Source organism: Thalassospira lucentensis (genome assembly GCF_050516545.1).
Lineage (GTDB): Bacteria > Pseudomonadota > Alphaproteobacteria > Rhodospirillales > Thalassospiraceae > Thalassospira > Thalassospira lucentensis_C.
The window spans coordinates 4,290,215-4,310,899 of the sequence record NZ_CP191544.1 but is presented as its reverse complement, the minus strand read 5'-3'; the positions used below and the strand labels follow the sequence as shown (position 1 = coordinate 4,310,899).

18 protein-coding genes and 1 riboswitch are annotated in these 20,685 nt (G+C 52.7%); of the genes, 10 read left to right on the top strand and 8 right to left on the bottom strand.

Features of this window, described 5'->3' with window-relative positions; all coding sequences use genetic code 11:
• Positions 1-208 precede the first annotated feature (208 nt).
• From ACQ0MK_RS19695 to argJ, 4 genes are all read left to right on the top strand, one after another.
• A complete protein-coding gene (locus ACQ0MK_RS19695; RefSeq protein ID WP_430474062.1) occupies positions 209-1,309 on the top strand; it encodes a hypothetical protein in 1,101 nt (366 codons plus the stop codon).
• A 57-nt stretch (positions 1,310-1,366) separates the two neighbouring features.
• Positions 1,367-2,437, top strand: coding sequence for a hypothetical protein (locus ACQ0MK_RS19690; RefSeq protein WP_430474061.1), 1,071 nt, complete (start codon positions 1,367-1,369; stop codon positions 2,435-2,437).
• Between the two features lie 269 nt (positions 2,438-2,706).
• Positions 2,707-3,585: a peptidylprolyl isomerase gene (locus ACQ0MK_RS19685; protein ID WP_430474060.1), complete on the top strand. Its 879-nt coding sequence runs from the start codon at positions 2,707-2,709 to the stop codon at positions 3,583-3,585.
• 191 nt (positions 3,586-3,776) lie between these two features.
• Positions 3,777-5,006 (top strand): bifunctional glutamate N-acetyltransferase/amino-acid acetyltransferase ArgJ, encoded by a 1,230-nt coding sequence (gene argJ / locus ACQ0MK_RS19680; RefSeq protein ID WP_430474059.1) that lies wholly within the window; start codon positions 3,777-3,779, stop codon positions 5,004-5,006.
• 77 nt (positions 5,007-5,083) lie between these two features.
• Here argJ and ACQ0MK_RS19675 read toward each other — a convergent pair whose 3' ends face one another.
• Together ACQ0MK_RS19675 and ACQ0MK_RS19670 are read right to left on the bottom strand one after the other, a co-directional pair.
• A complete protein-coding gene (locus ACQ0MK_RS19675; protein ID WP_430474058.1) occupies positions 5,084-6,358 on the bottom strand; it encodes a pentapeptide repeat-containing protein in 1,275 nt (424 codons plus the stop codon).
• Between the two features lie 180 nt (positions 6,359-6,538).
• Complete coding sequence (locus ACQ0MK_RS19670) at positions 6,539-7,813, bottom strand: pentapeptide repeat-containing protein (protein WP_430474057.1); 1,275 nt, start codon at positions 7,811-7,813, stop codon at positions 6,539-6,541.
• A gap of 359 nt (positions 7,814-8,172) precedes the next feature.
• Here ACQ0MK_RS19670 and ACQ0MK_RS19665 point away from each other — a divergent pair, with 359 nt between their 5' ends.
• Positions 8,173-9,396, top strand: coding sequence for an HDOD domain-containing protein (locus ACQ0MK_RS19665; RefSeq protein ID WP_430474056.1), 1,224 nt, complete (start codon positions 8,173-8,175; stop codon positions 9,394-9,396).
• Between the two features lie 20 nt (positions 9,397-9,416).
• On the opposite strand, the gene ACQ0MK_RS19660 is transcribed toward ACQ0MK_RS19665, so the two are convergent.
• The 3 genes from ACQ0MK_RS19660 to ACQ0MK_RS19650 all read right to left on the bottom strand — a co-directional run bounded on the left by ACQ0MK_RS19660 (position 9,417) and on the right by ACQ0MK_RS19650 (position 11,400).
• Entirely contained in the window at positions 9,417-9,737 is a 321-nt protein-coding gene (locus ACQ0MK_RS19660; protein ID WP_430474055.1) for a YnfA family protein, read from the bottom strand.
• Positions 9,738-9,768: 31 nt separating this feature from the next.
• Positions 9,769-10,779, bottom strand: coding sequence for an asparaginase (locus tag ACQ0MK_RS19655; protein WP_430474054.1), 1,011 nt, complete (start codon positions 10,777-10,779; stop codon positions 9,769-9,771).
• Positions 10,780-10,920: 141 nt separating this feature from the next.
• Positions 10,921-11,400 (bottom strand): Lrp/AsnC family transcriptional regulator, encoded by a 480-nt coding sequence (locus ACQ0MK_RS19650; RefSeq protein ID WP_430474053.1) that lies wholly within the window; start codon positions 11,398-11,400, stop codon positions 10,921-10,923.
• Positions 11,401-11,539: 139 nt separating this feature from the next.
• Here ACQ0MK_RS19650 and phhA point away from each other — a divergent pair, with 139 nt between their 5' ends.
• Positions 11,540-12,445, top strand: coding sequence for a phenylalanine 4-monooxygenase (gene phhA / locus ACQ0MK_RS19645; protein WP_430474052.1), 906 nt, complete (start codon positions 11,540-11,542; stop codon positions 12,443-12,445).
• 41 nt (positions 12,446-12,486) lie between these two features.
• Here the strand turns inward: phhA and ACQ0MK_RS19640 are convergent, their stop codons facing one another.
• Entirely contained in the window at positions 12,487-12,909 is a 423-nt protein-coding gene (locus ACQ0MK_RS19640; RefSeq protein ID WP_350041738.1) for a response regulator, read from the bottom strand.
• A 295-nt stretch (positions 12,910-13,204) separates the two neighbouring features.
• Positions 13,205-13,356, top strand: a riboswitch (cobalamin riboswitch).
• A 140-nt stretch (positions 13,357-13,496) separates the two neighbouring features.
• Here ACQ0MK_RS19640 and ACQ0MK_RS19635 point away from each other — a divergent pair.
• The 3 genes from ACQ0MK_RS19635 to meaB all read left to right on the top strand — a co-directional run bounded on the left by ACQ0MK_RS19635 (position 13,497) and on the right by meaB (position 18,835).
• A complete protein-coding gene (locus ACQ0MK_RS19635) occupies positions 13,497-15,545 on the top strand; it encodes a methylmalonyl-CoA mutase family protein (RefSeq protein WP_430474051.1) in 2,049 nt (682 codons plus the stop codon).
• A gap of 2 nt (positions 15,546-15,547) precedes the next feature.
• Complete coding sequence (gene scpA, locus ACQ0MK_RS19630; protein ID WP_430474050.1) at positions 15,548-17,701, top strand: methylmalonyl-CoA mutase; 2,154 nt, start codon at positions 15,548-15,550, stop codon at positions 17,699-17,701.
• 69 nt (positions 17,702-17,770) lie between these two features.
• Entirely contained in the window at positions 17,771-18,835 is a 1,065-nt protein-coding gene (meaB, locus tag ACQ0MK_RS19625) for a methylmalonyl Co-A mutase-associated GTPase MeaB (RefSeq protein WP_430474049.1), read from the top strand.
• Positions 18,836-18,886: 51 nt separating this feature from the next.
• Here the strand turns inward: meaB and ACQ0MK_RS19620 are convergent, their stop codons facing one another.
• Both ACQ0MK_RS19620 and ACQ0MK_RS19615 read right to left on the bottom strand, forming a co-directional pair.
• Positions 18,887-19,042, bottom strand: a complete 156-nt coding sequence (locus ACQ0MK_RS19620; protein ID WP_430474048.1) for a hypothetical protein — start codon at positions 19,040-19,042, stop codon at positions 18,887-18,889.
• Between the two features lie 174 nt (positions 19,043-19,216).
• Positions 19,217-19,366: a hypothetical protein gene (locus ACQ0MK_RS19615; RefSeq protein ID WP_350041731.1), complete on the bottom strand. Its 150-nt coding sequence runs from the start codon at positions 19,364-19,366 to the stop codon at positions 19,217-19,219.
• 231 nt (positions 19,367-19,597) lie between these two features.
• Here ACQ0MK_RS19615 and ACQ0MK_RS19610 point away from each other — a divergent pair, with 231 nt between their 5' ends.
• The gene (locus ACQ0MK_RS19610) at positions 19,598-20,596 is read left to right on the top strand and encodes a tRNA dihydrouridine synthase (protein ID WP_430474047.1); all 999 of its coding nucleotides are present in this window, start codon (positions 19,598-19,600) and stop codon (positions 20,594-20,596) included.
• Positions 20,597-20,685 lie beyond the last annotated feature (89 nt).

Below are 20,685 nucleotides of genomic sequence, written 5' to 3'. Positions count from 1 at the left end.
AATTTAGACGAGAACGACACAAATCCGAGCAAAACAAGCATCACATTGCGCAAAAAAACCTGCTCATACATCACCTTCTGGCTTGAGAACTCCGAAAAAAAAACGTAGTATTTCCGCTACAGTTTAAATTTCAAAGAGCATGTAGCTCAATTTTGGCAATCAGGAATGTCCTGAACATTTATGCCAAAGATATCCTCAGGAGGAGGAAATGGTCGATTTCTCCGCGCTAAATCCGTTCCGCCAAGGTCAATCTGGCCTTCAGGACGCGCGTCAGCCACTCAGCAAAATCAGCACCGACGTTGGACAGGGTTCCGCGCAGGCAAATGCCAATGCGCGTCAACGTATTGATCCTGTTTCATTGTCAGACGATGCGCTTGCGGCACAAACCAATAATCAGCCCCTTGCACCGGCAAACGGCAAAGCACTGTCGTCAAAACCGCTGACAACGGACGAGCTGTTTGAACGTGCACTTGATGCATCGCTTGAAATGATTCGCGGCAGTGTCGAAGAAATGTTCGCGCTTTCGGGCATGACCGAAGAAGACGCGATTGCCGCAACAGATGCCATGTTTAGTGGAATCCGTGACGCTGCATCGGGACAAGACCAGTTCGAGTTCTCCTTTGATCAGGCCATCGCCAGCCATAGCAAAACGGCAATTTCCTATGCCGGTGCCAATGGGTCGGCTGTCGGTGTTTCCGAGTCTGCGATGATGGCGGTTCAGTCGCTTGATATCAGCATCAATAACGAAACCGGCGAATTCTCGTTCAACTATCAGGCCGCCAAGGTCGAAGTTGTTCGCACCGAAGCTATCGCCATAGGCAACAGCATGGGTGCCGCCTTGGGCGCACTTGGCAATGTCATGAGCGGCCTTGGGGGCGGATCACTGGTCAATGCGCTGGGTAATCCGGCAAGTGCCGAAGATGGCGGTCTTCTGTTTGACATCAATGACAATGGCGTTGCCGAGTTCATCCGTGAACTTATGAACGCAACTGTTGGCACCGATGATGGCAACGAAGGCGAAGATGGCAATGCCACGTCTTCTGGCCAATCGGTTGCCGCAGAACGAATGTCGGCCCTGAACGCGCAGATCACTGAACAGTTCATGGAACAGGCAACCTTGATCGTTCGTGGCATCAGTCAGGCCGCACCACAAGATGGTGACGGCGGAAATCATCTTAAACTCACCGTCGATATGTTGATGCCGATGGGCCGATTTGGTCAGGACGGTAATGACGCAACTTTCACCTTCCCAACGGGTGAAACTGTCCCGGTGATTGACCCGACACAAGAACAGGATGTTCTGATTTAACCAAAAACGGGATGCCAAAACACGGCATCCCGCAGCCCTTCAGGAAGGAGGCGCTGGATGTTTGATCACACGACTCTCAACAACCCTACAGCATCCCAAAATGCTGCAAATATGGCCACATCAAATGCCCCATTGCACAGTGCTGTCACGACCAATAAGTTGGATGCGGATGCACAAACCAACGCGCAGCTAAACCAGCAGCGCGCGATCACTGATCAGATTGATCTCAGCATCGAAGCCAACAGGCGCATCGAACAATCCATATCCGCAATCCCGCGCCCTGTGCTGGATGTTCCAAGCAACCCGCTTGCGGCCTTTGACGCCCTAAACCCCGCCTATGACGATGCCCAGACCCGGATGAACAGCGAAGCCTTCATCGTGCTTGCGATGATGGGCATCCCCCCGGCCAAGGCGCGTGCAATGGCCAATGCCATGACCGATAGTGTTCAGGACATGACGGTCGCGAGTTCAAACAGAACAACCGGCGCGGTTTCCGCTCAGGAACTTTCGATCAGCTCGCGTCAGATCGAAATTAATGTCACAGACATCGAAGCCCGGTTTTCGAAAATTGCCGGTAATGCCAACATTTCCATATCGGAATTCACCGCCCAGATCGAAATAATCCGCGTCGAAATCGCCCAAGCCTTTCAGGTTGATCCCTTGATCCTTGATCTGGACGGCAACGGGATCGACATCACCAGCCTTGAATACGGCAAGCAGTTTGACATTGATAGCGACGGATCAATTGATCAAACCGCATGGATTAGCGGTGCCGACGCGCTTTTGGCACTTGATCGCAATAGGGATGGCAAAATCAATGATGGTCGCGAACTTTTTGGTGACCAGAATGGTGCCAAAGACGGGTTTGATGAACTTGCCAAATTTGATGACAATCTGGACGGCCTGATCGACAAGCAAGACGGCGCGTTTACCTCTCTTGTCTTGCTGCGTGCGGATGGACGTCAGCAGAACCTGTCAGAAGCTGGCATAAAATCGATCTCGCTTTCCATGATCACCCCTCTTGATCAACGACTGATCGGTGGTGATCTGGTCGCAGAGTCGCAATTTGAACGTGATGACGGATCAACCGGACAGGTTGGCGAAGTCTTCTTTGACGTCAAAGCCTAAGTCACCCGTCAATTTCATAAAATCATTATTCCACTGGCCTCGATTGCCCCTGTTAAAACCGGGGCGATGGGTTCCGTGCTGGTTTAACGGGTAATTGATTTACGCATATCTCGAAGCCCGAATTTAAGCGTTTCACAATTTGGACAGAATGCTTTGCGAAAAAACCCGTCCTCCACGGCGAAGCCTTGTGCAGAAAACGCTTATGTGGTTTACCCGTGGGGAGAGGCGCTGGGGTGAAAACCCCTCTGAAATCAAAGTCTGGAGAAACTATGCTGCGCAAAACCCTTCTTGCCGCGTCGCTGGCATCCGTCATTTTTGCTTCCCCTGTCATGGCACAGGACGCTGCACCGACCGAAGATCCGGTCTTGGCGACGGTTAATGGCGAAGAAATCCTGGAATCTGAAGTCCGTGCAACCCAACAGGGCTTGCCGCAACAGTATCGCCAGCTTCCGTTTGAAATGCTCAAAGGTGATCTGCTGACACGTGAAATCAATCAGCGCCTGCTGATGATTGCCGGTTCTGATGCCGGTCTTGCCGACGACGCAGAAGTCAAAGCACGCGTCGAAGCGCTTGAGCGCCGCGTTGTGGCTGAGACCTTCCTTGATCGCGCCCTTGACGATGCGATCACCGATGACGTAATCAAAGCAAAATACGACGAATTCGTCGAAACCAACGTGCCAGAAGCACAGGTTCACGCCCGTCACATTCTGCTTGAGAATGAAGAAGACGCCAAAGCCATCATCGCAGAGCTTGACGATGGTGCTGACTTTGTCGAACTCGCCAAAGAAAAATCCACCGGCCCATCTGGTCCGAATGGCGGTGATCTTGGTTTCTTTAACCGTGCAGACATGGTCGCACCGTTTTCCGAAGCAGCCTTTGCAATGGATGCAGGCAGCTACAGCAAAGAACCGGTTCAGACCCAGTTTGGCTGGCACGTAATCATGGTTGAAGAAGTCAAAGAAGGCACACAGCCGACCCTTGATGAAGTTCGCCAGCAGTTGCTTGCAGAAGCAACCCGTGATGCGATCACTGGCATTGTCGATGGCCTTCGCGAAGAAGCGGACATCGTCAACAATGTTGAAATCGAAGCTGAAAAAGCTGCTGCCGAAGCAGCAGACAAAGCTGAGAAAGAAGCTCCGGCTGAATAAACCAAGGGATCATCACGTCGGGTTTACCCTGACGGATGTTTAAGTCACTTGATTGCAAACGGGGTGTTGCCATTGGCGTCACCCCGTTTTGCGTCCCCCTCCATAATCAGACAAAATGCTCCCTGCTGCTTGCTTTTCGCCACCATTGCGGCAGGATGGGCAAAACATCCCTATTAAAGGAACCTGCACAGATGGCTGCGACGTCGCTTTCACCGCTTGCCCCCGCTTCATTCCCGGACCTTCCGACCATTGCCGGTGTCAAACTTCATACCGCAACACTTGGCATCCGCTATAAAGGCCGCCCGGATGTGTTGCTGGCAGAATTGGAACCGGGCACGCAGGTTGCCGGTGTTTTCACCACCTCGACCACAGCATCCGCAGCAGTCCGATGGGGCCGCGAAGCACTTAAGGGCGGGACTGCACGTGCCTTCTTTGTCAATGCCGGGAACTCTGTCGCCTTTACCGGCAAGGCCGGTGAAACCTTTGTTGCAGACAAGGTCGAAGCGGCATCCAAGGCCCTTGGTTGTGCCAAGAGCGAAATCTTTACCGCATCAACCGGCGTGATTGGCGAACCGACCACCGCCAACCGCATTACCGATGCGATGGATGAAATTCTGGCCTATGATGCAAGCTGGTTGGGCGCCGCCAAGGCCATCATGACCACAGACACCTTCCCGAAAGGTGCTTCTGCCACGGCAACCATCAACGGGACCAAGGTCAGCATCGCCGGGATCACCAAAGGATCGGGCATGATCGAGCCAAACATGGCAACTATGCTTGGCTTTGTCTTCACCGATGCTGCCCTGCCCCACAGTGTTTTGCAGGCATTGTTGTCTGATATTAACAACCGCAGCTTTAACGCGATCACCGTTGATAGCGACACCTCGACATCTGATACGGTTCTGCTTGCGGCAACCGGCAAAGCGGGCAACAGCCCGGTTACCGATGTGAACGATCCGGCACTTGTCGAATTCAAGGATGCGCTTGAAACCGTCTTGCGCGACCTTGCCCATCAGATCGTGCGCGACGGCGAAGGTGCGACCAAATTCATCACCATCAATGTCACCGGTGCCCTGAACGAAAAAGAAGCCAAGATCACCGCCAAGGCGATTGCCAACTCACCGCTGGTTAAAACCGCAATTGCCGGTGAAGACGCCAACTGGGGCCGGATTGTCATGGCCGTTGGGAAATGTGGTGTTACCGCAGATCCGAACAAACTGACGGTTTCAATCGGTGGCATCGCGCTGGCCAAAAATGGCGAACGGGTTGCAGATTATGACGAAGGCCCGGTCGAAGCCCACATCAAGGGTCAATATATCGACATCGAAGTCGATCTTGGGTTTGGTGATGGTGCTGCCACGGTTTGGACCTGTGATCTGACTCATGGCTATATCTCGATCAACGCCGATTACCGTAGCTAATTAGACGCTGCGATAGACCCTATAAACAAAACGCCGCCTGTGATGGGCGGCGTTTTTGCATCATACGTTCAACGCAATCATTTCTTGCGGGGAATGTTGCCGTTCAGAACCAAACCGACATTGGCCCCTTCGAGGTCCGCCTGACTTAAATCCGTGTCGCCAAACGCAACGCCTGCGACATTGGCCTGTGTCAGGATGGTGCCCTTCATTTGCGTTTCTTCGAAAATCGAGTTCCGCAAATCCGCATTTTCAAAATTTGTATCGGTTAAATCAGCGCGCCACACAACACCGGTTTTGGCACCTTTCTTGTCACGCTGGTCAATCCCGCCAAACTTGACCCCCTGAAAGACGGCCTCGCTGCAATCGGCATTGGCCATCCGAACGCCATCCAATACAGCACCGTTCATGCGGACCTTTTTCATGTCCGCATCACGCATCGAACACATTGCAAGGATCGTATCGACAAACAGGGCACCGCGCAGATTACATTTTTCAAAACTGGCACCAGACAAATCCAGACCGGAAAAATCCATCCCGCTTAAATTCCGCCCGTTCGCAATCATGGGTAGACCGGTTTTACCGCCTGATAAAAGCCACTCGCTATGCCCATTCACCAATTCGCGGATATCTTCAACCAGCGGCGCAGATGACGTCCCCCCACCGATGGAATTGGACGTATTGGACTGCGACAGATCAACACCCGTCATATCGACATTCCGAAGATTCGCACCGCTTAGGTCCGCACCGACCAGATTACAGTCAGTAAGCTTGGCCCCCTTAAGGTTGGCATTGCGAAGCTTTGCCCCATTAAGGTTACACCCGGTTAAATCAGCACCTTCAAGATTCACGGCAAACATGTTTGCGTCGCTAAGATCGGTATTGGCTAGACTCGAACCAGACATTTTGGCACCGGATAAATCAGCCCCCCACATTACCGCACCTTCAAGATCGGTGTTGGTCATATCGGTTTCTTTTTTGACGGGCCGTTCTTGTAATCCGTCCATAACGACCATGATGCCCGCGCGCAAATCGATGCCGCTTAGATTGGCATTGCGCAGCTTGGCGCGCGCCATATTGGCACCGCGAAGGTCAGCCCGTAGGAAGCTTGATCCTTCAAGATCGGCTTCAACAAAGTTGGCCCCAAACAGATCACAGAAATCGAAACAAACATCACGCGCACTTGCCTGAATAAAGTTCGCACCGGGCAAAATAGCGTCTTGCAGACTGATTTTGCTCATTTTAATGCGAGACAGGTTTCCGCTGCGCAATTGCATGCGTCGACCACCCGGTTTTTGATTGAGATAGAGTTGATGCATTTTAATTGCATCAATCAGGTCAGAACGCGATGCCATGTGGCAGGTATTCCTCAGTCGCTAAATTACGTTTTTTGAATTCAGCAAACAGAATGCAATAGTTTCGCCGTAACGCAATGCATTTAACGTCTTGCGACAACTTAATATTCTTCTGGCGGCGGGTTTTATTTCTGTGGCCTATCCAGATGGTCAAGGCAAAGCCCTAATGACCCGCGCGACCTATGACGCCTGCTGCGGAATGTTGCCGTTCAGGATAGAACTGGCATTGGTCCCATTCAGATCAACTTCCTGCAGGTCGGTATTGCCAAATGAAACACCGGCAATATTCGCCTTGGCAAGGCTAGCCCCCTTCATCTGGGGTTCTTCAAAAACCGAATTGCGTAAATCGGCAAATGAAAAATTGGTTTCGGTTAAATCAGCCCGCCATACTTGACCGGTTTTATCACCGTTTCCATCGCGCTGCTCAACCCCGCCAAACTTAACACCCTGACAGACCACTTTGGTGCAATTGGCATAGGACATCCGCACACCATTCATGATCGCACCGCTGAGACGCGCACGCGTCAAATCGGCATTACGCATTGATGTCATGGCAAGAATGGTGTCGACAAATAATGCTCCGCGCAAAATGCAGTCATCAAAACAGGCCGCAGATAGATCAAGACCAGAAAAATCAAGCTCCGTCAGATCACGCCCCGTCACATTCAACGGCGTTCCCGCTGCCCCGCCACTGGTCAACCATTCACTGTGGGCATTGATCAATTCACGAATGTCTTCCGGAAGTGGCGTCACCGCCTTGGCACCAATCGAGTTGGCGATATTTGCCTGCGACATGTCCACATCGGTCAGATCAACGTTGCGAAGATTGGCTCCGGTCAGGTCCGTGCCCACAAGTAAGGCGCCCTTCAACCGGGCACCTTTAAGGTTGGCGTTTTTAAGCTTCGCCCCTGACAGGTTACAGCCCGTCAAATCCGCCCCGGCAAGGTTCACCGCAAACATGTTCGCATCGCTAAGATCAGCATCGGCCAATCGTGCACCCGACATATTACTTTCGGCCAGATTGGCACCAGACATCATCGACCCTTGCAGATCAGCATTGGCCAGATCGGTCGCGCGTTTGACTTTACGTTCGCGCCCGGCATCGACAATGACCATCACACCAGAACGAAGGTCAGCCCCCTTAAGGTTCGCATTGCGTAATTTCGCCCGCGCCATATTCGCACCGCGTAAATCTGCGCGCACAAAGCTGGAGCCTTCAAGATTGGCTTCGACAAAGTTGGTGCCAAACAGGTCACAGAAATCAAATTTCACATCCCGAATGGTTGCCTGGATAAAGTTGGCCCCCGGCAGCACCGCATCTTCAAGACTGACTTTGCTCATTTTGATGCGCGACAGATTGCCGTTGCGCAATTGCATGCGCTTACCGCCCGGCTGCTTCGTCACATACAGCTGGTGTTGTTTAATTGCGTCAATAAGTTCTGAACGCGTTGTCATTTAGTGGATCGCACCCCCGGTCGATCAAAAGACTGCGTGCGCATTTTTTTGTGTTTATGATTGTACCTACGCACGGCATTCAACAGTCTGACAAAATATGACATTTGTCTGAAAAGCATTGTAGATATAGATGCCTACATCAAAGTAACATATACATTTGTACATGATCCGCTTCTTTTCTCGACACCCTTCAAGCTCTCGATATCGTTAGACACTGATTCTGATGAAAGTATGTGATCTTACGAAGGTCGATATCTTACGAGTCGCAATCCGAGATTTATAGATGTGGCTGGATGATCTTGTGATCAAGCCATGCAAATCCCATCTGCATAAAACAAATCTGTTTTAGAATCGGACCCATGCACCACATCCTTTTTGTCGACGATGACGCCAATATTCTTAGCGGACTGCGCCGACGCCTGCGGAGTGCGCGACCAGAATGGAACCTTTATTTCGCGGCCAGCGGGAAGGATGCACTTAAGCTTGCAGAAAATCAGGATTTTGATGTCATTGTTTCAGACATTCAAATGCCTGAAATGGACGGGATCACCCTGCTTGAAAACTTGCTGAAAACCCATTCAGATGCAGTGCGCATCATTCTAACCGGGCATACCGACAGCGCGTCCTATCTTCGGACCATTGGCCCGGCCCACCAATTCCTGAGCAAACCCTGCGATAATGCAACTCTGATTGGCAGCATCGAAAATGCTCTTGGTCTTCGACAGTTGCTTAAAAGTCCGGAACTTCGAACGCTGGTGGCCGACGCCAAAAGCCTTACTTCTCCGCCAGACACCTATATGCGTCTCGAAACGGCATTTGCTGACCCGAACTATTCGCTCCAAAGCATCACGGAAATTGTTGAATCCGACATTGCGCTTACGACCGAAATTCTCAAACTCACCAATTCATCCTATTTCGCTGTGACCCAGAATGTTTCGTCCGTGTCGCATGCTGTGCGCATGCTGGGTATGGAAACGCTTAAGGCACTTGCCCTGTTTATTGGCCTGTATCGCGGGTTTGACGGCCCGCCCAGTCAGGCAGAAAACCTTAAACGACTATGCCATCGCAGCCAGCAGATCGGGGTTACCGCGGCCCTCATTGCCGAATATGAAAAGCTGCCGCGTGAAATTTGCCATGCAGTGCCCTCTATCGGAATGCTCAGCCATATCGGCACCCTGATCCTGTACGCCAACCGCCCCGATGAAATGGATGCCGTAACCAAGCGGGTCGAAGACGAAGACATCTCGATTCATCAGGCCGAAACCGAACAGTTCGGCGCAGGACATGCCGAAATCGGTGCTTATTTACTTGGTCTTTGGGGGTTTGCTGCGCCGATCATTCAGGCCGTTGCCTATCATCACCGCCCGATGGATTTACCCCATCAGGAAATGAACGCATTGACCGCGATCTATGTCGCACAACATCTGACACGCGAACTTGCCGATCGCGACGCCGGACTTGACGTTCAAAGTGCCATTGATATGGATTACCTGACCAAGATTGGCAAAGACACGCATATTGAAGAATGGCGCAACATCGCTGGTCTTATGTCAGAAAAATACAGCGACCTGACCAACACCTGACCGGCACACGCCAAATAAGCCTAGCGCGGCGCGAACAGAATAACCCCCGCCCCGATCAGGCAAATCGCCATGCCGGTTAAATCCCAGCGATCTGGCGTAACGCGCTCCACCGCCCAAAGCCAAAAGACCGAGGCGGCAATATAAATCCCGCCATAGGCCGCATAGGCGCGCCCGGCAAAACCCGCATCAACACGCGTAAGTATCCATGCAAACAAGATCAGCGACGCAATGCCCGGGATAATCCACAAAACGGATTTCCCCGAACGCAGCCACGCCCAAAAGGCAAAGCATCCGGTAATTTCAGCAATGGCTGCAACGACATAGGCCGCGATACTTTGCATCAGGTTCCCTTGGATGTTTTAGGATCAGGACCTAAAAGGCCGGACGCATATCACCAGCATATTTGCCCGCCCAGTTGGTCAGAACCGGGGTGAGGTATTTTTTCAAAACTTCTGCCTTGGCATCATCAATTACGCCATGTTTGCGCAAGATCGCCCCCATCGCAACCTCCGCCCCGCGCTGGGTGCCGTCATCGATCTTAAGCGCAACGCCAAGCCCCTGTTTGGGGAAAGCCGCACAATAAACGCCCTCGGCGCCAACCTTGACTAGCGCGTCTTCGCCGCACTCTTCCATGATCCCGGTGCAAAAACGCCCGGTTCCTGCGACCATAAAGGGTGCCGTGGCACAGCCTTTGCGGATGCGTTTGATCGCATCAATACGTTTGGCATCCAGTCCCGCCGGATCGGCCATACGCGCCATGGCAAGCCCAAGATCACGAAGCCGCATACCAATCACCGGAATGCCACAGCCATCAATGCCGCGCGGTGTTGCCGTTAAATCACAATCGCCCATGTCTTCAAGCACCTTGATCAGGCGTTGCTGAACGGCATGGGGTTCATTGATATAGCCGCTTGGGTCTTCGCCCAGATGCTGTGCGGTGCTTAGGAACCCGGAATGTTTCCCCGAACAGTTATTATGCGCCTTGGTCAGCGCAATCTGATCAGCTGCCTGCTTGATCCCGGCAGGCTGATGGATCGAATAATGCGGTGCGCATTCCAACGCATCAACCGAAAGCCCGATTTTTTCCAGCCACGCCTTAACAGTTTGGGCATGTTCTTCTTCACCGTTATGCGATGAACAGGCCAGCGCAATATGCTTGTCCTCAAGCCCGAACGCCTCGACCGCACCGCTTTCAACAAACGGGATCGCAAGCAATGGTTTGATTGCAGATCGCGGATACATCAGCGCGTCAACATCCCCGCCCTGCTCCACCACCGTGCCATCCGCCTTCATCACGACATACCGTCCGCGATGGAAACTTTCGACCATGTCGCCACGGGTGGCTTCAACAAGGATAGGGTTGGCAGCGATTGATTGGGACATCGTTCGGCTCCGGCGTTAATGGGACTGATATTGCTATGCCCGAAACCGGGGGGCAAAGGCAAGCAAAGGGATCTCAAGATTGTTTAATTGAGCATATCGACAAAGAACCGCGATCATCAGAAACGGCATCTAAACGGGTCATTACATTGCCTTGGGCATCGGAAGGGTCGTCTGGTTTTTATATTCTTTCAAAACCAGACTGGATTGCACATCGCGCACATTGGGCATTGAAAGCAACTGATGGGTTACAAAATCGCCAAAGCTTTCAATATCCCGTGCCACCGAAACCAGCAGGAAATCCTGCCGCCCGGTCATGGCCCAGCAGGACAGGATTTCGGGTAAATCATTCATCGCCCGTGCAAAATCTTCAGCCCCGGCTTCGGTATGGCGCAGCAACCGAACCTGAATGGTTGCCAGAACCCCAAGCCCAAGCTTCTTACGATCCAGCAACGCCACCTGCCTTTGGATCACCCCGGATGCTTCAAGTTGTTTAACCCGGCGCAAACATGGCGATGGCGACATACCGACCATTTCGGCCAGTTGCACATTGCTTATGGCCGCATCCTTTTGCAGGATTTGCAAAATCCGAATGTCCGTCGCGCTCAATATCACTTCGGTCATTTTTCACCTCATAGATAACCAATCAGGTCACAATATTCACATCATAGCGCAATAAAGCCCCTCATTGGCCATAAAATGACATCGAATTTGATGTAAAATAATTCTCGTAAAACGGCACAAGAACCCGACGAGGACGGCCATGGATCAGGGAAAGAATCTGCGTGGCGACTACAGCCACATCAATAACGACTACACGATCAATCAGGACTGGGAATCCTATTCCGAGGCTGAGCACGACCTTTGGCGTTCACTCTATTCCCGGCAATCACGCATTCTGCCGGGCTATGCGGCCAGCGATTATATTGCCAATCTGATGAAACTCGATGCTGCGGATCAGATCCCGCATTTCGGTCGGGTGAGTGAGCAGCTTCATGCCGCCACCGGCTGGCATCTGGTCGCCGTTCCCGGACTTGTGCCCGATGATGTGTTCTTTGATCATCTGGCCAACCGACGTTTCCCCGTGACCGTTTGGCTGCGCACACCCGAAGAAATGGATTATCTGGTCGAACCCGACATTTTTCATGACTTCTTTGGTCATGTCCCGATGTTGTATGACCCGGTCTTTGCCGACTATCTGGCGGCCTATGGCGCCAAGGGTCCTGAGGCCATCGCCATGGGCGGGCTTAAGCAATTGGCGCGGATGTATTGGTACATGGTCGAGTTTGGCCTGATCATGACCGAACATGGCTTACGGGCCTATGGCGCGGGCATGTTGTCATCGCAAACAGAAACCATTTATTCCGTGACCGACCCGACGCCCAATCGGGTGGCGTTTGATCTCGAACGGGTGATGGCAACCGATTACGCAATTGATGATTTCCAGAAAACCTATTTTGTTTTGGAAAGTTACGATCAATTGTTTGCCGCGATGAACATGTCATTGACCCCGATCTATGACCGATTGATTGCAAAACCATCAATTGACCCGCAAACAACCCTGCCGACAGATCGGCTTTATCATCTGCATGGCGATACCAGCAGCATCATTTTATTGGACCAGAAACGCCCGTCACAGCAAAGCCAGAAACAACAACGCCCTGCATGATGCAGGGCGTGGCAGTCAGAGTTTCTTGGATTAATCAGCGTTTAGCACGTACACATTGACTTGCCCAAAACCCGGTTAAGCTGTTCAAGCACCACGGTCGGGCTGGCATCCTTGCTGATGAAATCGGCCGCCCCCAGGGCATCTGCCTGCGCGCGGGTGTCTGCATCATAATGGGCCGAGAAAAAGAATACCGGCACATTCACACTGTTGGGATAGCGGCGGCGAATTTCGCAGAATGCTTCAAATCCGCTCATGCCGGGCATTTCAATATCAAGAATGATTGCACGCGGGTAAAGCCCGTCAAGCTGATCAATCAGATCATCTGCACAATCAAAGCCGGCCACGTCATATCCGGCCCGGCGCAACACTGTTTCAAGTGCGGCCTTGGCACTGGGACTGTCGTCAGCAAACGCGACCAGTCCATCAGGACCAATCTGCGACGGCATGGCGCTAAGCGCGTTCATGGATGGCGATACTCCGAGTATTGGGACAAGGCCAAACTGACAGATGAAAATGTCAAATTGGTTAAACCTTCGAAGTTTTTACACCTGCCCTGCAGGCATCAGGCCCCGCTCTGCCTGTTACCCAGCCAAAGTATAATAGTTGCATATGCGAAATATGTATTGCAGCGCCGAAGGCGTTCCGGTTGAAAACCCCGCGTTTCTTGGGCCTTTCCGTTACGGAAACATCGATCCCGGCGTTTCGCATACACCTAAATAGGTATTTCCATGCCTATTTACGGAATTAATGGCAGGTGCTATAAACCGCCATGTCGCGATTGTGACCGGAAAACATGATTGGGAATCCGGTGCGGTTGGCAGGAAAACCTTGCTGATCAAACCCGGAACTGCCCCCGCAACTGTAAGTGCGACTCCCGTTGCACGAGTCAGAATACCGAAAATGTTTTCATGGTTTGAACAAGGTTTAAACGGCGTCGGGCGGGGTGTACCGGGCGTTGGGAATTCATCGTAGAATAAAATTTGGAAATGTTCCGGTGTGCTGAGAACCCGAAAAGGTCCCGCCGCCAGATCAAACCAAGCCGGGAGAAACCATGACCGACCCGCTTAAACTCGCATCCGAATTTCCATCTGCCGATTACGCAACTTGGCGCAAATTGGCCGAAGAGGCCCTTAAAGGTGCGCCCTTCGACAAGAAGCTTGTGACAAACGCGCTTGATGGGTTTGCCGTTCAGCCGATCTATACAATCGATGATCAGGATGATGCGACCCGGTTGATCCATGAAGTTCTGACCGCATCAGTCGAGCCGCGTGACACGATTACCGGCTGGGATATCCGCCAACTCCATATCCACCCTGATCCGAAAATCACCAATGCGGCGATTCTTGAAGATCTGGAAAATGGTGCAACATCGATCACCCTGAAATTTGATGCCGCTGCCCGTCAGGGGCGCGAAGTTACATCCGGTGAAGTCGGGGTGGGTGGTCTTGCCATTCATTGTCTGGCGGATCTTAAGCTTACCCTTGATGATGTTTACACCAATCTTGCAACTGTTGGCCTTGATGCCGGTGCGGCAGGCGTTCCCGCCGCCGCCCTTCTTGCTGCCCATATTGCCAATTCTGAAGGTGCCGACGAAGCAGCCCCTGCCTTTAACATCGATCCGATTGGCACCCTTGCCGCGACGGGAAAGTTACCGTGTAGTGCCCATGATGCAATCAGCCATTCGGCCAACATTGCCTGTGAACTGATTGATCTTTTCCCGCTGGCAACGGCGATTTCGGTCAATGGTGCGCCTTATTATAATGCCGGTGCAACCGATGGGCAGGAACTTGCCTGTTTGCTGGCAAGCGGGGTGACCTATCTTCGTGCCCTCACTGATGCAGGCATGGCGGTTGATCAGGCTGCCGGTGCGATGGTGTTTAATGTCGCGATTGGCACGGACTTCTTTGCGGGGATCGCAAAGCTTCGCGCCTTGCGCATGATGTGGAGCCGCATTCTTTCGGCATCCTCCGCACAGGATGCAACGATTACGATCAATGCTGTGTCTGCCGAAATGGCCCTGACCAAGGTTGATCCATGGGTCAATATGCTGCGCACCACGGTCACAAGCTTTGCTGCGGGTCTTGGTGGCGCGGATAGTGTTGTTTGCCTGCCCTATGATCATTTGATCGGCCTGCCCGATGGGTTTGCCCGGCGCATTACGCGCAACACCCAATTGATCTTGCAGGAAGAAAGCAACATTCACTGCGTGATCGATCCTGCCGGCGGGTCTTGGTTCATTGAAAACCTGACCAAGGAACTTGCCACGGCGGCATGGGCGAAATTCCAGTCGATCGAGGCATCAGGCGGCATTGTTAAATCACTTTCCAACGGATCGCTTAAATCTGAAATCGAAGCTGTTTGGCAGGCACGTGAAAAACGTCTGGCAACCCGGCGTGATCCTTTGACCGGTGTTTCGGAATTCCCCAACATCACAGAAGTGAAAGTCACCTGCGAGGCCCCCGACCTTGATACCATTCAGGCAGAGGCCAAAGCACGCCAGACCAAATATGACGAAACCGTTGGCAAGGACCTTGCCGCAATGATGCAGGCCGCGCGTTCAGGTGCGACCATCGGTCACATCTTTACCGATCTATATGGCACCAGTGCCGCGACCGTCATTCCGGCCCTGACCCAGCATCGTTTATCAGAAAGCTACGAAACCCTTCGCAAACGATCCGATACGCACAAATCCAAAACCGGCACCTTCCCGCAGGTGTTTCTTGCCAATCTTGGCAAGGTATCCCAGCACACCGCACGTGCGATGTTTGCCCGGAACTTCTTTGAAGCCGGCGGGATCGAAGCCATCACCAATAACGGCTTTGAAAATGCCGATGCAGCCGTCAAGGCATTTGGTGAATCCGGTGCCAAAATCGCCGTGATTTGTGGATCAGATCCGCAATATGCCGAACTGGCCGTAAAGACCGCCAAGGCGTTGAAATCTGCGGGTGCGGCGCTGGTGTATCTTGCCGGTCATCCCGGCGATGCCCGATCAGACTATGAAGCCGCCGGGATTGATGAATTTATCTATGTCGGGGCAGATGTTCTTGGCATTTGCGAAACCGCACTTGACCATGTTCTTGCCAAACAGGGGGAGAAATAACCATGACCCGCATTCCTGATTTCTCCGATCTTCCGCTGTTTGATGGTGCATCTGCCGGTGCGAAAGACCCGGTTGATTCCACCGCATGGACAACCCCCGAAGGCATTGACGTCAAACCGGTTTATGGCCCGTCTGATCTTGAGAATATTGATCATTTAAACACCATGCCGGGCATGCCGCCATTTTTGCGCGGCCCTTATCCGACCATGTATGTTCAACGCCCCTGGACGATCCGCCAATATGCCGGTTTTTCAACGGCCGAAGAATCCAACGCGTTTTATCGCCGCAACCTTGCCGCGGGGCAAAAGGGCCTGTCGATTGCCTTCGACCTTGCCACCCACCGCGGCTATGACAGCGACCATCCGCGTGTTCCCGGTGATGTCGGCATGGCTGGTGTGGCGATTGACAGCATCTATGACATGCGAACCCTGTTTGATGGCATCCCGCTGGATCAGATGTCGGTATCCATGACGATGAATGGTGCTGTTCTGCCCGTCATGGCGCTTTATATTGCTGCAGCTGAAGAACAGGGTGTCAAACACGAACAGCTTTCGGGCACCATTCAGAACGACATCCTTAAAGAATTCATGGTGCGTAACACCTATATCTATCCGCCCAAACCATCGATGCGGATCATCTCGGACATCTTTGCCTTTACCTCGCAGAACATGCCGAAATTCAACTCGATCTCGATTTCCGGCTATCACATGCAGGAAGCCGGTGCGACAGCAGACCTTGAACTGGCCTATACCCTTGCCGATGGGATCGAATATGCCCGTGCCGGTCTGGAAGCAGGTCTTCCGATTGATAAATTCGCCCCGCGTTTATCGTTCTTCTGGGCGACAGGCATGAATTTCTTTATGGAAATTGCCAAAATGCGCGCGGCCCGCATGATCTGGGCCAAAATGATCAAACAGTTTGATCCGCAAAACCCCAAATCATTGTCGCTGCGCACCCACAGCCAGACATCTGGCTGGTCGCTTACGGCCCAGGATGTGTTTAACAACGTCATCCGCACCTGTGTCGAGGCCATGGCATCGACACAGGGCCACACCCAGTCGCTTCATACCAATGCACTTGACGAAGCATTGGCTTTGCCGACCGATTTCTCGGCCCGGATTGCCCGTAATACACAGCTATTCTTGCAACAGGAAAGCGGCACGACCAACGTCATCGATCCATGGGGTGGTTCATATTATGTCGAACGCCTGACGCGCGATTTGGCGGAAAAGGCATGGGCCCATATTGCCGAAGTCGAAGAACAGGGCGGCATGGCAAAGGCAATCGAAGCCGGCATTCCAAAAATGCGCATCGAAGAAGCCGCTGCCCGCACTCAGGCCCGCATTGATAGCGGTCGTCAAACATTGGTGGGCGTAAACAAATACCGTGTGACCGATGATCGCCCGGTCGATGTGCTTCAGGTTGATAATGCCGAAGTTCGCCGCCAACAGATTGTCAAACTTGAACATCTGCGGGCGGAACGCGACAACGCCGTGGTCGAAACTGCGCTTAATGCCCTGACCAATGCCGCCGATACCGGCACGGGCAATCTGCTTGAACTTGCCGTTCAAGCGGCACGTGCGAAATGCACCGTTGGTGAAATCTCCAGCGCACTTGAAAAGGTCTATGGCCGTCATCAGGCGGTTATCCGGTCCATATCGGGCGTTTATAAAACCGAAGTCGGCCCGGATAACGAAGCCTTGGTCAAGGTTGATCGCCTGATCAAAACCTTTGAAGAAAACGAAGGCCGCCGCCCGCGTATCCTGATTGCCAAAATGGGGCAGGATGGTCATGACCGCGGGCAAAAAGTCATCGCGACTGCCTTTGCCGATCTTGGCTTTGACGTTGATATCGGCCCGCTGTTCCAGACCCCGGAAGAAGCCGCCAAACAGGCCGTTGAAAACGACGTTCACATCGTTGGGGCAAGCTCGCTTGCTGCAGGGCATTTAACCCTTGTCCCACAGCTTCGCGCCGAACTGGACAAACTTGGCCGTGAAGACATCATGATTGTTGCCGGGGGCGTGATCCCGCCGCAGGACTTTGACAAACTGTTTGAAGCCGGGGCCGAGGCTATCTTCCCGCCCGGAACGGTCATTGCCGAAGCCGCAGGCGACCTGCTAGAAAAGCTTAATCAATCTGGCGAAGAAGCCGCCTGATCAGGGCTTCTTCCACCTGCCTCTGTGGTAGGCTATGTTGATTGGGATTGGCAAGCAAAGGGATCCTTGGTGAAAGAAACACTGCGCACCATACCAGCAGGCTCGGGCGGTACTGTTAGCCCGCGCAAGGCCGTGCGCAGGCGCGTGCTTTCAACTGATGAACTGGTCGAAGGTGTTCTGGCCGGTGACCGCACCATTTTGTCACGTGCGATCACACTGGTGGAAAGCCGCAATCCCAAACATTTCGAACAGGCGCAAGCCGTCCTTGCCCGCCTGATGCCCAAAACCGGGGGATCACAGCGCATCGGCATTACCGGTGTGCCCGGTGTTGGCAAATCAACCTTTATCGAAGCATTTGGCAAGAACCTGACCAAGGCTGGAAAAAAGGTCGCCGTCCTTGCAGTCGATCCGACCAGTGCACGATCCGGCGGTTCTATTCTGGGCGATAAAACCCGGATGAATGAACTCTCGATTGACCCGAACGCCTATATCCGCCCATCGCCGAGCAGCGGCTATCTGGGCGGGGTGAACCGCATGACCCGCGAAACCATTTTACTGTGTGAGGCCGCTGGCTTTGACGTGGTGTTGGTGGAAACAGTCGGGGCTGGTCAAAGCGAAACCATGGTCGCGCAAATGACCGACTTCTTCCTTGTCCTGATGCTGCCCGGTGCCGGGGATGAGCTTCAAGGGATCAAGAAAGGCGTTCTGGAAATTGCCGATCTGATTGCGGTCAATAAATCCGATGCCGACCCGGCCAAGGCCCGCGAAGCCAAACGTGAATATTCATCCGCCCTTCGCATCCTGCAGCCAACCAGCAAACATTGGCGCCCGCAGTCGGTGATGGTGTCATCGCTGATCAATGACGGGCTTGATAACATTTGGGATTTGATCAATCAGCACCGTGCCGTGATGGAAAAAGAAGGCGAGTTCGTTTCCAAACGTGCCCGTCAGCAACGTGATTGGATGTGGACGATGCTGCGTGATCGTTTGCTTGAAACCTTTACACATCGAAGCGACGTTGCTGAACGTCTGCAAACCCTAGAAACCAACGTCCTTTCAGGTTCCACCAACCCGACCGCAGCGGTTGAAGAATTGCTGGGGATGATCAAAACCACCCCGAATTCGGCAAAATAAAAGGCCGCACATCACTTTGCGCGGCCTTGGCAGTTGGATGTGCCAACTGAATTATTTGCTTTTGGCATCCACCTTGAGCTTGTCCTTGAGGACCTTTAGCTTCTCGACCGCTTCATTGATTTCGCGATCAAGATGGGCAAAGTCATCGCGTTTTTCACGCGGCATTGCTTCGATCTCGTTCAAGGCTTTTTCAACGATATACAACATTTTAGCGATCTCCTTCCTTGACCGGATATGGGTCAATTTCCTGAGAAGTTTCATCCCATGAACGCAAGCACGGGGTGGAGGGTTCCATATCAAAAGCCGATGGCCGCTCGGTCAAAGACGTCTATGGCACCCCGGCACACGCTCATGGCACAAAACCGGTAGCAGGAAATTTGATCAGGAAGCAGTCTGCTCAAGACGGTCTTTGAGAACCTGAAGACTTTCGGCAGTCGATTTCAGGATCGCTTCAAGGCCGGTCAATTTCTGGCGCGCTTCGCGCGAAACGGCTTCGACTTCATCAAAGGCACTTTCGAAAATATACAGCATGCTTTTTACTCCTGCCCGATGCCAATCATCGGGGGCTTCATTGTTGTTTTTGATATTTTAAAGTTACCCCCGGAATTCGCTGGAATCGTGTCAGCAATGCGCTTTTTTCGCCTTATTTCGGCGATTGTCGGCGGATTGGGGCAAAGCTGCCTTGTGATTTTTCACCGGCACGTTTGATGCATTTGTGCTAAAAGCCGCCGACGGATTTCATAAAATCAGGACAAACTTGCGATGACTCGTTTGGTGCTTGCACCGATGGAAGGACTTGTTGACTGGCGCGTTCGGCAATTGCTGAGTGCGACCGGCGGGTTTGACCTGTGTGTCACCGAATTTATCCGCGTCTCGCAAAACCTGTTTCCGGCCCATGTGTTCCATCGCTATTGCCCGGAACTTCTCAATAGTGGCAAGACGCTTTCGGGGTTTCCTGTTCTGGTTCAGTTGATGGGCCATGACCCGGATCTGATGGGTGAAAATGCTGCCTTTGCTGCAAGCCTTGGCGCACCGGGCATTGATATCAATTTTGGCTGCCCGTCCAAAACCGTAAACAAACACGAAGCCGGTGCATCGCTTTTGAAATGCCCGGATAATCTGTATCGAATTGTCTCCGCCGTTCGACGTGCGGTGCCCGATAATATTCCGGTCAGTGCAAAAATCCGCCTTGGCTTTGCTGATAAGGACCTGTTTCTTGATAATGCCCGCGCGGTCGAGGCTGCTGGCGCGCAACATCTGACCGTTCATGCCCGCACCAAGGTCGAAGGATACAAACCACCAGCCCATTGGGAATATCTGGCCCGCATTCGCGAAGCCATTTCAATTTCCATGACCGGCAATGGTGAAATCTGGGATCTGGCGGACTATCAGAAATGCCGCGATATATCAGGCTGTGACAGCTTCATGCTGGGCCGTGGGGCGGTTGCCGCCCCTGATCTTGCCAGCCGCATCAAGGTCTTTGAAAGCGGATCACACCTGCCCAAGGAATGCTGGGCGGACGTTCTGTCCATGTTGCTGTCCTATTGCGATCTGATGGCAGAGGATGGTGCATCGGAAAACCATCAGGCCGGACGCATCAAACAATGGATGGCATTGATCCGCAAAAGCCACGCGCAAGGTTCGACCTGTTTTGACGAGATCAAACGCATTCGCGCCATAGACGAATTGCGTGCGAAATTGCGCCATGACATGACCTTGCCGGAAAATCAGAAACAAGACGTTCCGATTGCCGCCCAATAGGCGGCATCAAAGTCAGCATGGGTTTGCATAGAAAACGGGGTGGTCATGTGAACCACCCCGTTTTTGTTTCATCTGATTTTTAATCGGCT

Excerpts from the sequence above, each read along its gene's own strand:
- ACQ0MK_RS19695 (WP_430474062.1), top strand. The coding sequence starts at position 209 with ATGGTCGATTTCTCCGCGCTAAATCCGTTCCGCCAAGGTCAATCTGGC.
- ACQ0MK_RS19615 (WP_350041731.1), bottom strand. The coding sequence starts at position 19,366 with ATGCTGTATATTTTCGAAAGTGCCTTTGATGAAGTCGAAGCCGTTTCG.
- ACQ0MK_RS19685 (WP_430474060.1), top strand. The coding sequence starts at position 2,707 with ATGCTGCGCAAAACCCTTCTTGCCGCGTCGCTGGCATCCGTCATTTTT.
- argJ (WP_430474059.1), top strand. The coding sequence starts at position 3,777 with ATGGCTGCGACGTCGCTTTCACCGCTTGCCCCCGCTTCATTCCCGGAC.
- ACQ0MK_RS19675 (WP_430474058.1), bottom strand. The coding sequence starts at position 6,358 with ATGGCATCGCGTTCTGACCTGATTGATGCAATTAAAATGCATCAACTC.
- ACQ0MK_RS19635 (WP_430474051.1), top strand. The coding sequence starts at position 13,497 with ATGACCGACCCGCTTAAACTCGCATCCGAATTTCCATCTGCCGATTAC.
- ACQ0MK_RS19655 (WP_430474054.1), bottom strand. The coding sequence starts at position 10,779 with ATGTCCCAATCAATCGCTGCCAACCCTATCCTTGTTGAAGCCACCCGT.
- ACQ0MK_RS19650 (WP_430474053.1), bottom strand. The coding sequence starts at position 11,400 with ATGACCGAAGTGATATTGAGCGCGACGGACATTCGGATTTTGCAAATC.
- ACQ0MK_RS19665 (WP_430474056.1), top strand. The coding sequence starts at position 8,173 with ATGCACCACATCCTTTTTGTCGACGATGACGCCAATATTCTTAGCGGA.
- ACQ0MK_RS19610 (WP_430474047.1), top strand. The coding sequence starts at position 19,598 with ATGACTCGTTTGGTGCTTGCACCGATGGAAGGACTTGTTGACTGGCGC.
- phhA (WP_430474052.1), top strand. The coding sequence starts at position 11,540 with ATGGATCAGGGAAAGAATCTGCGTGGCGACTACAGCCACATCAATAAC.
- scpA (WP_430474050.1), top strand. The coding sequence starts at position 15,548 with ATGACCCGCATTCCTGATTTCTCCGATCTTCCGCTGTTTGATGGTGCA.
- ACQ0MK_RS19670 (WP_430474057.1), bottom strand. The coding sequence starts at position 7,813 with ATGACAACGCGTTCAGAACTTATTGACGCAATTAAACAACACCAGCTG.
- ACQ0MK_RS19640 (WP_350041738.1), bottom strand. The coding sequence starts at position 12,909 with ATGAACGCGCTTAGCGCCATGCCGTCGCAGATTGGTCCTGATGGACTG.
- ACQ0MK_RS19660 (WP_430474055.1), bottom strand. The coding sequence starts at position 9,737 with ATGCAAAGTATCGCGGCCTATGTCGTTGCAGCCATTGCTGAAATTACC.
- ACQ0MK_RS19690 (WP_430474061.1), top strand. The coding sequence starts at position 1,367 with ATGTTTGATCACACGACTCTCAACAACCCTACAGCATCCCAAAATGCT.
- ACQ0MK_RS19620 (WP_430474048.1), bottom strand. The coding sequence starts at position 19,042 with ATGTTGTATATCGTTGAAAAAGCCTTGAACGAGATCGAAGCAATGCCG.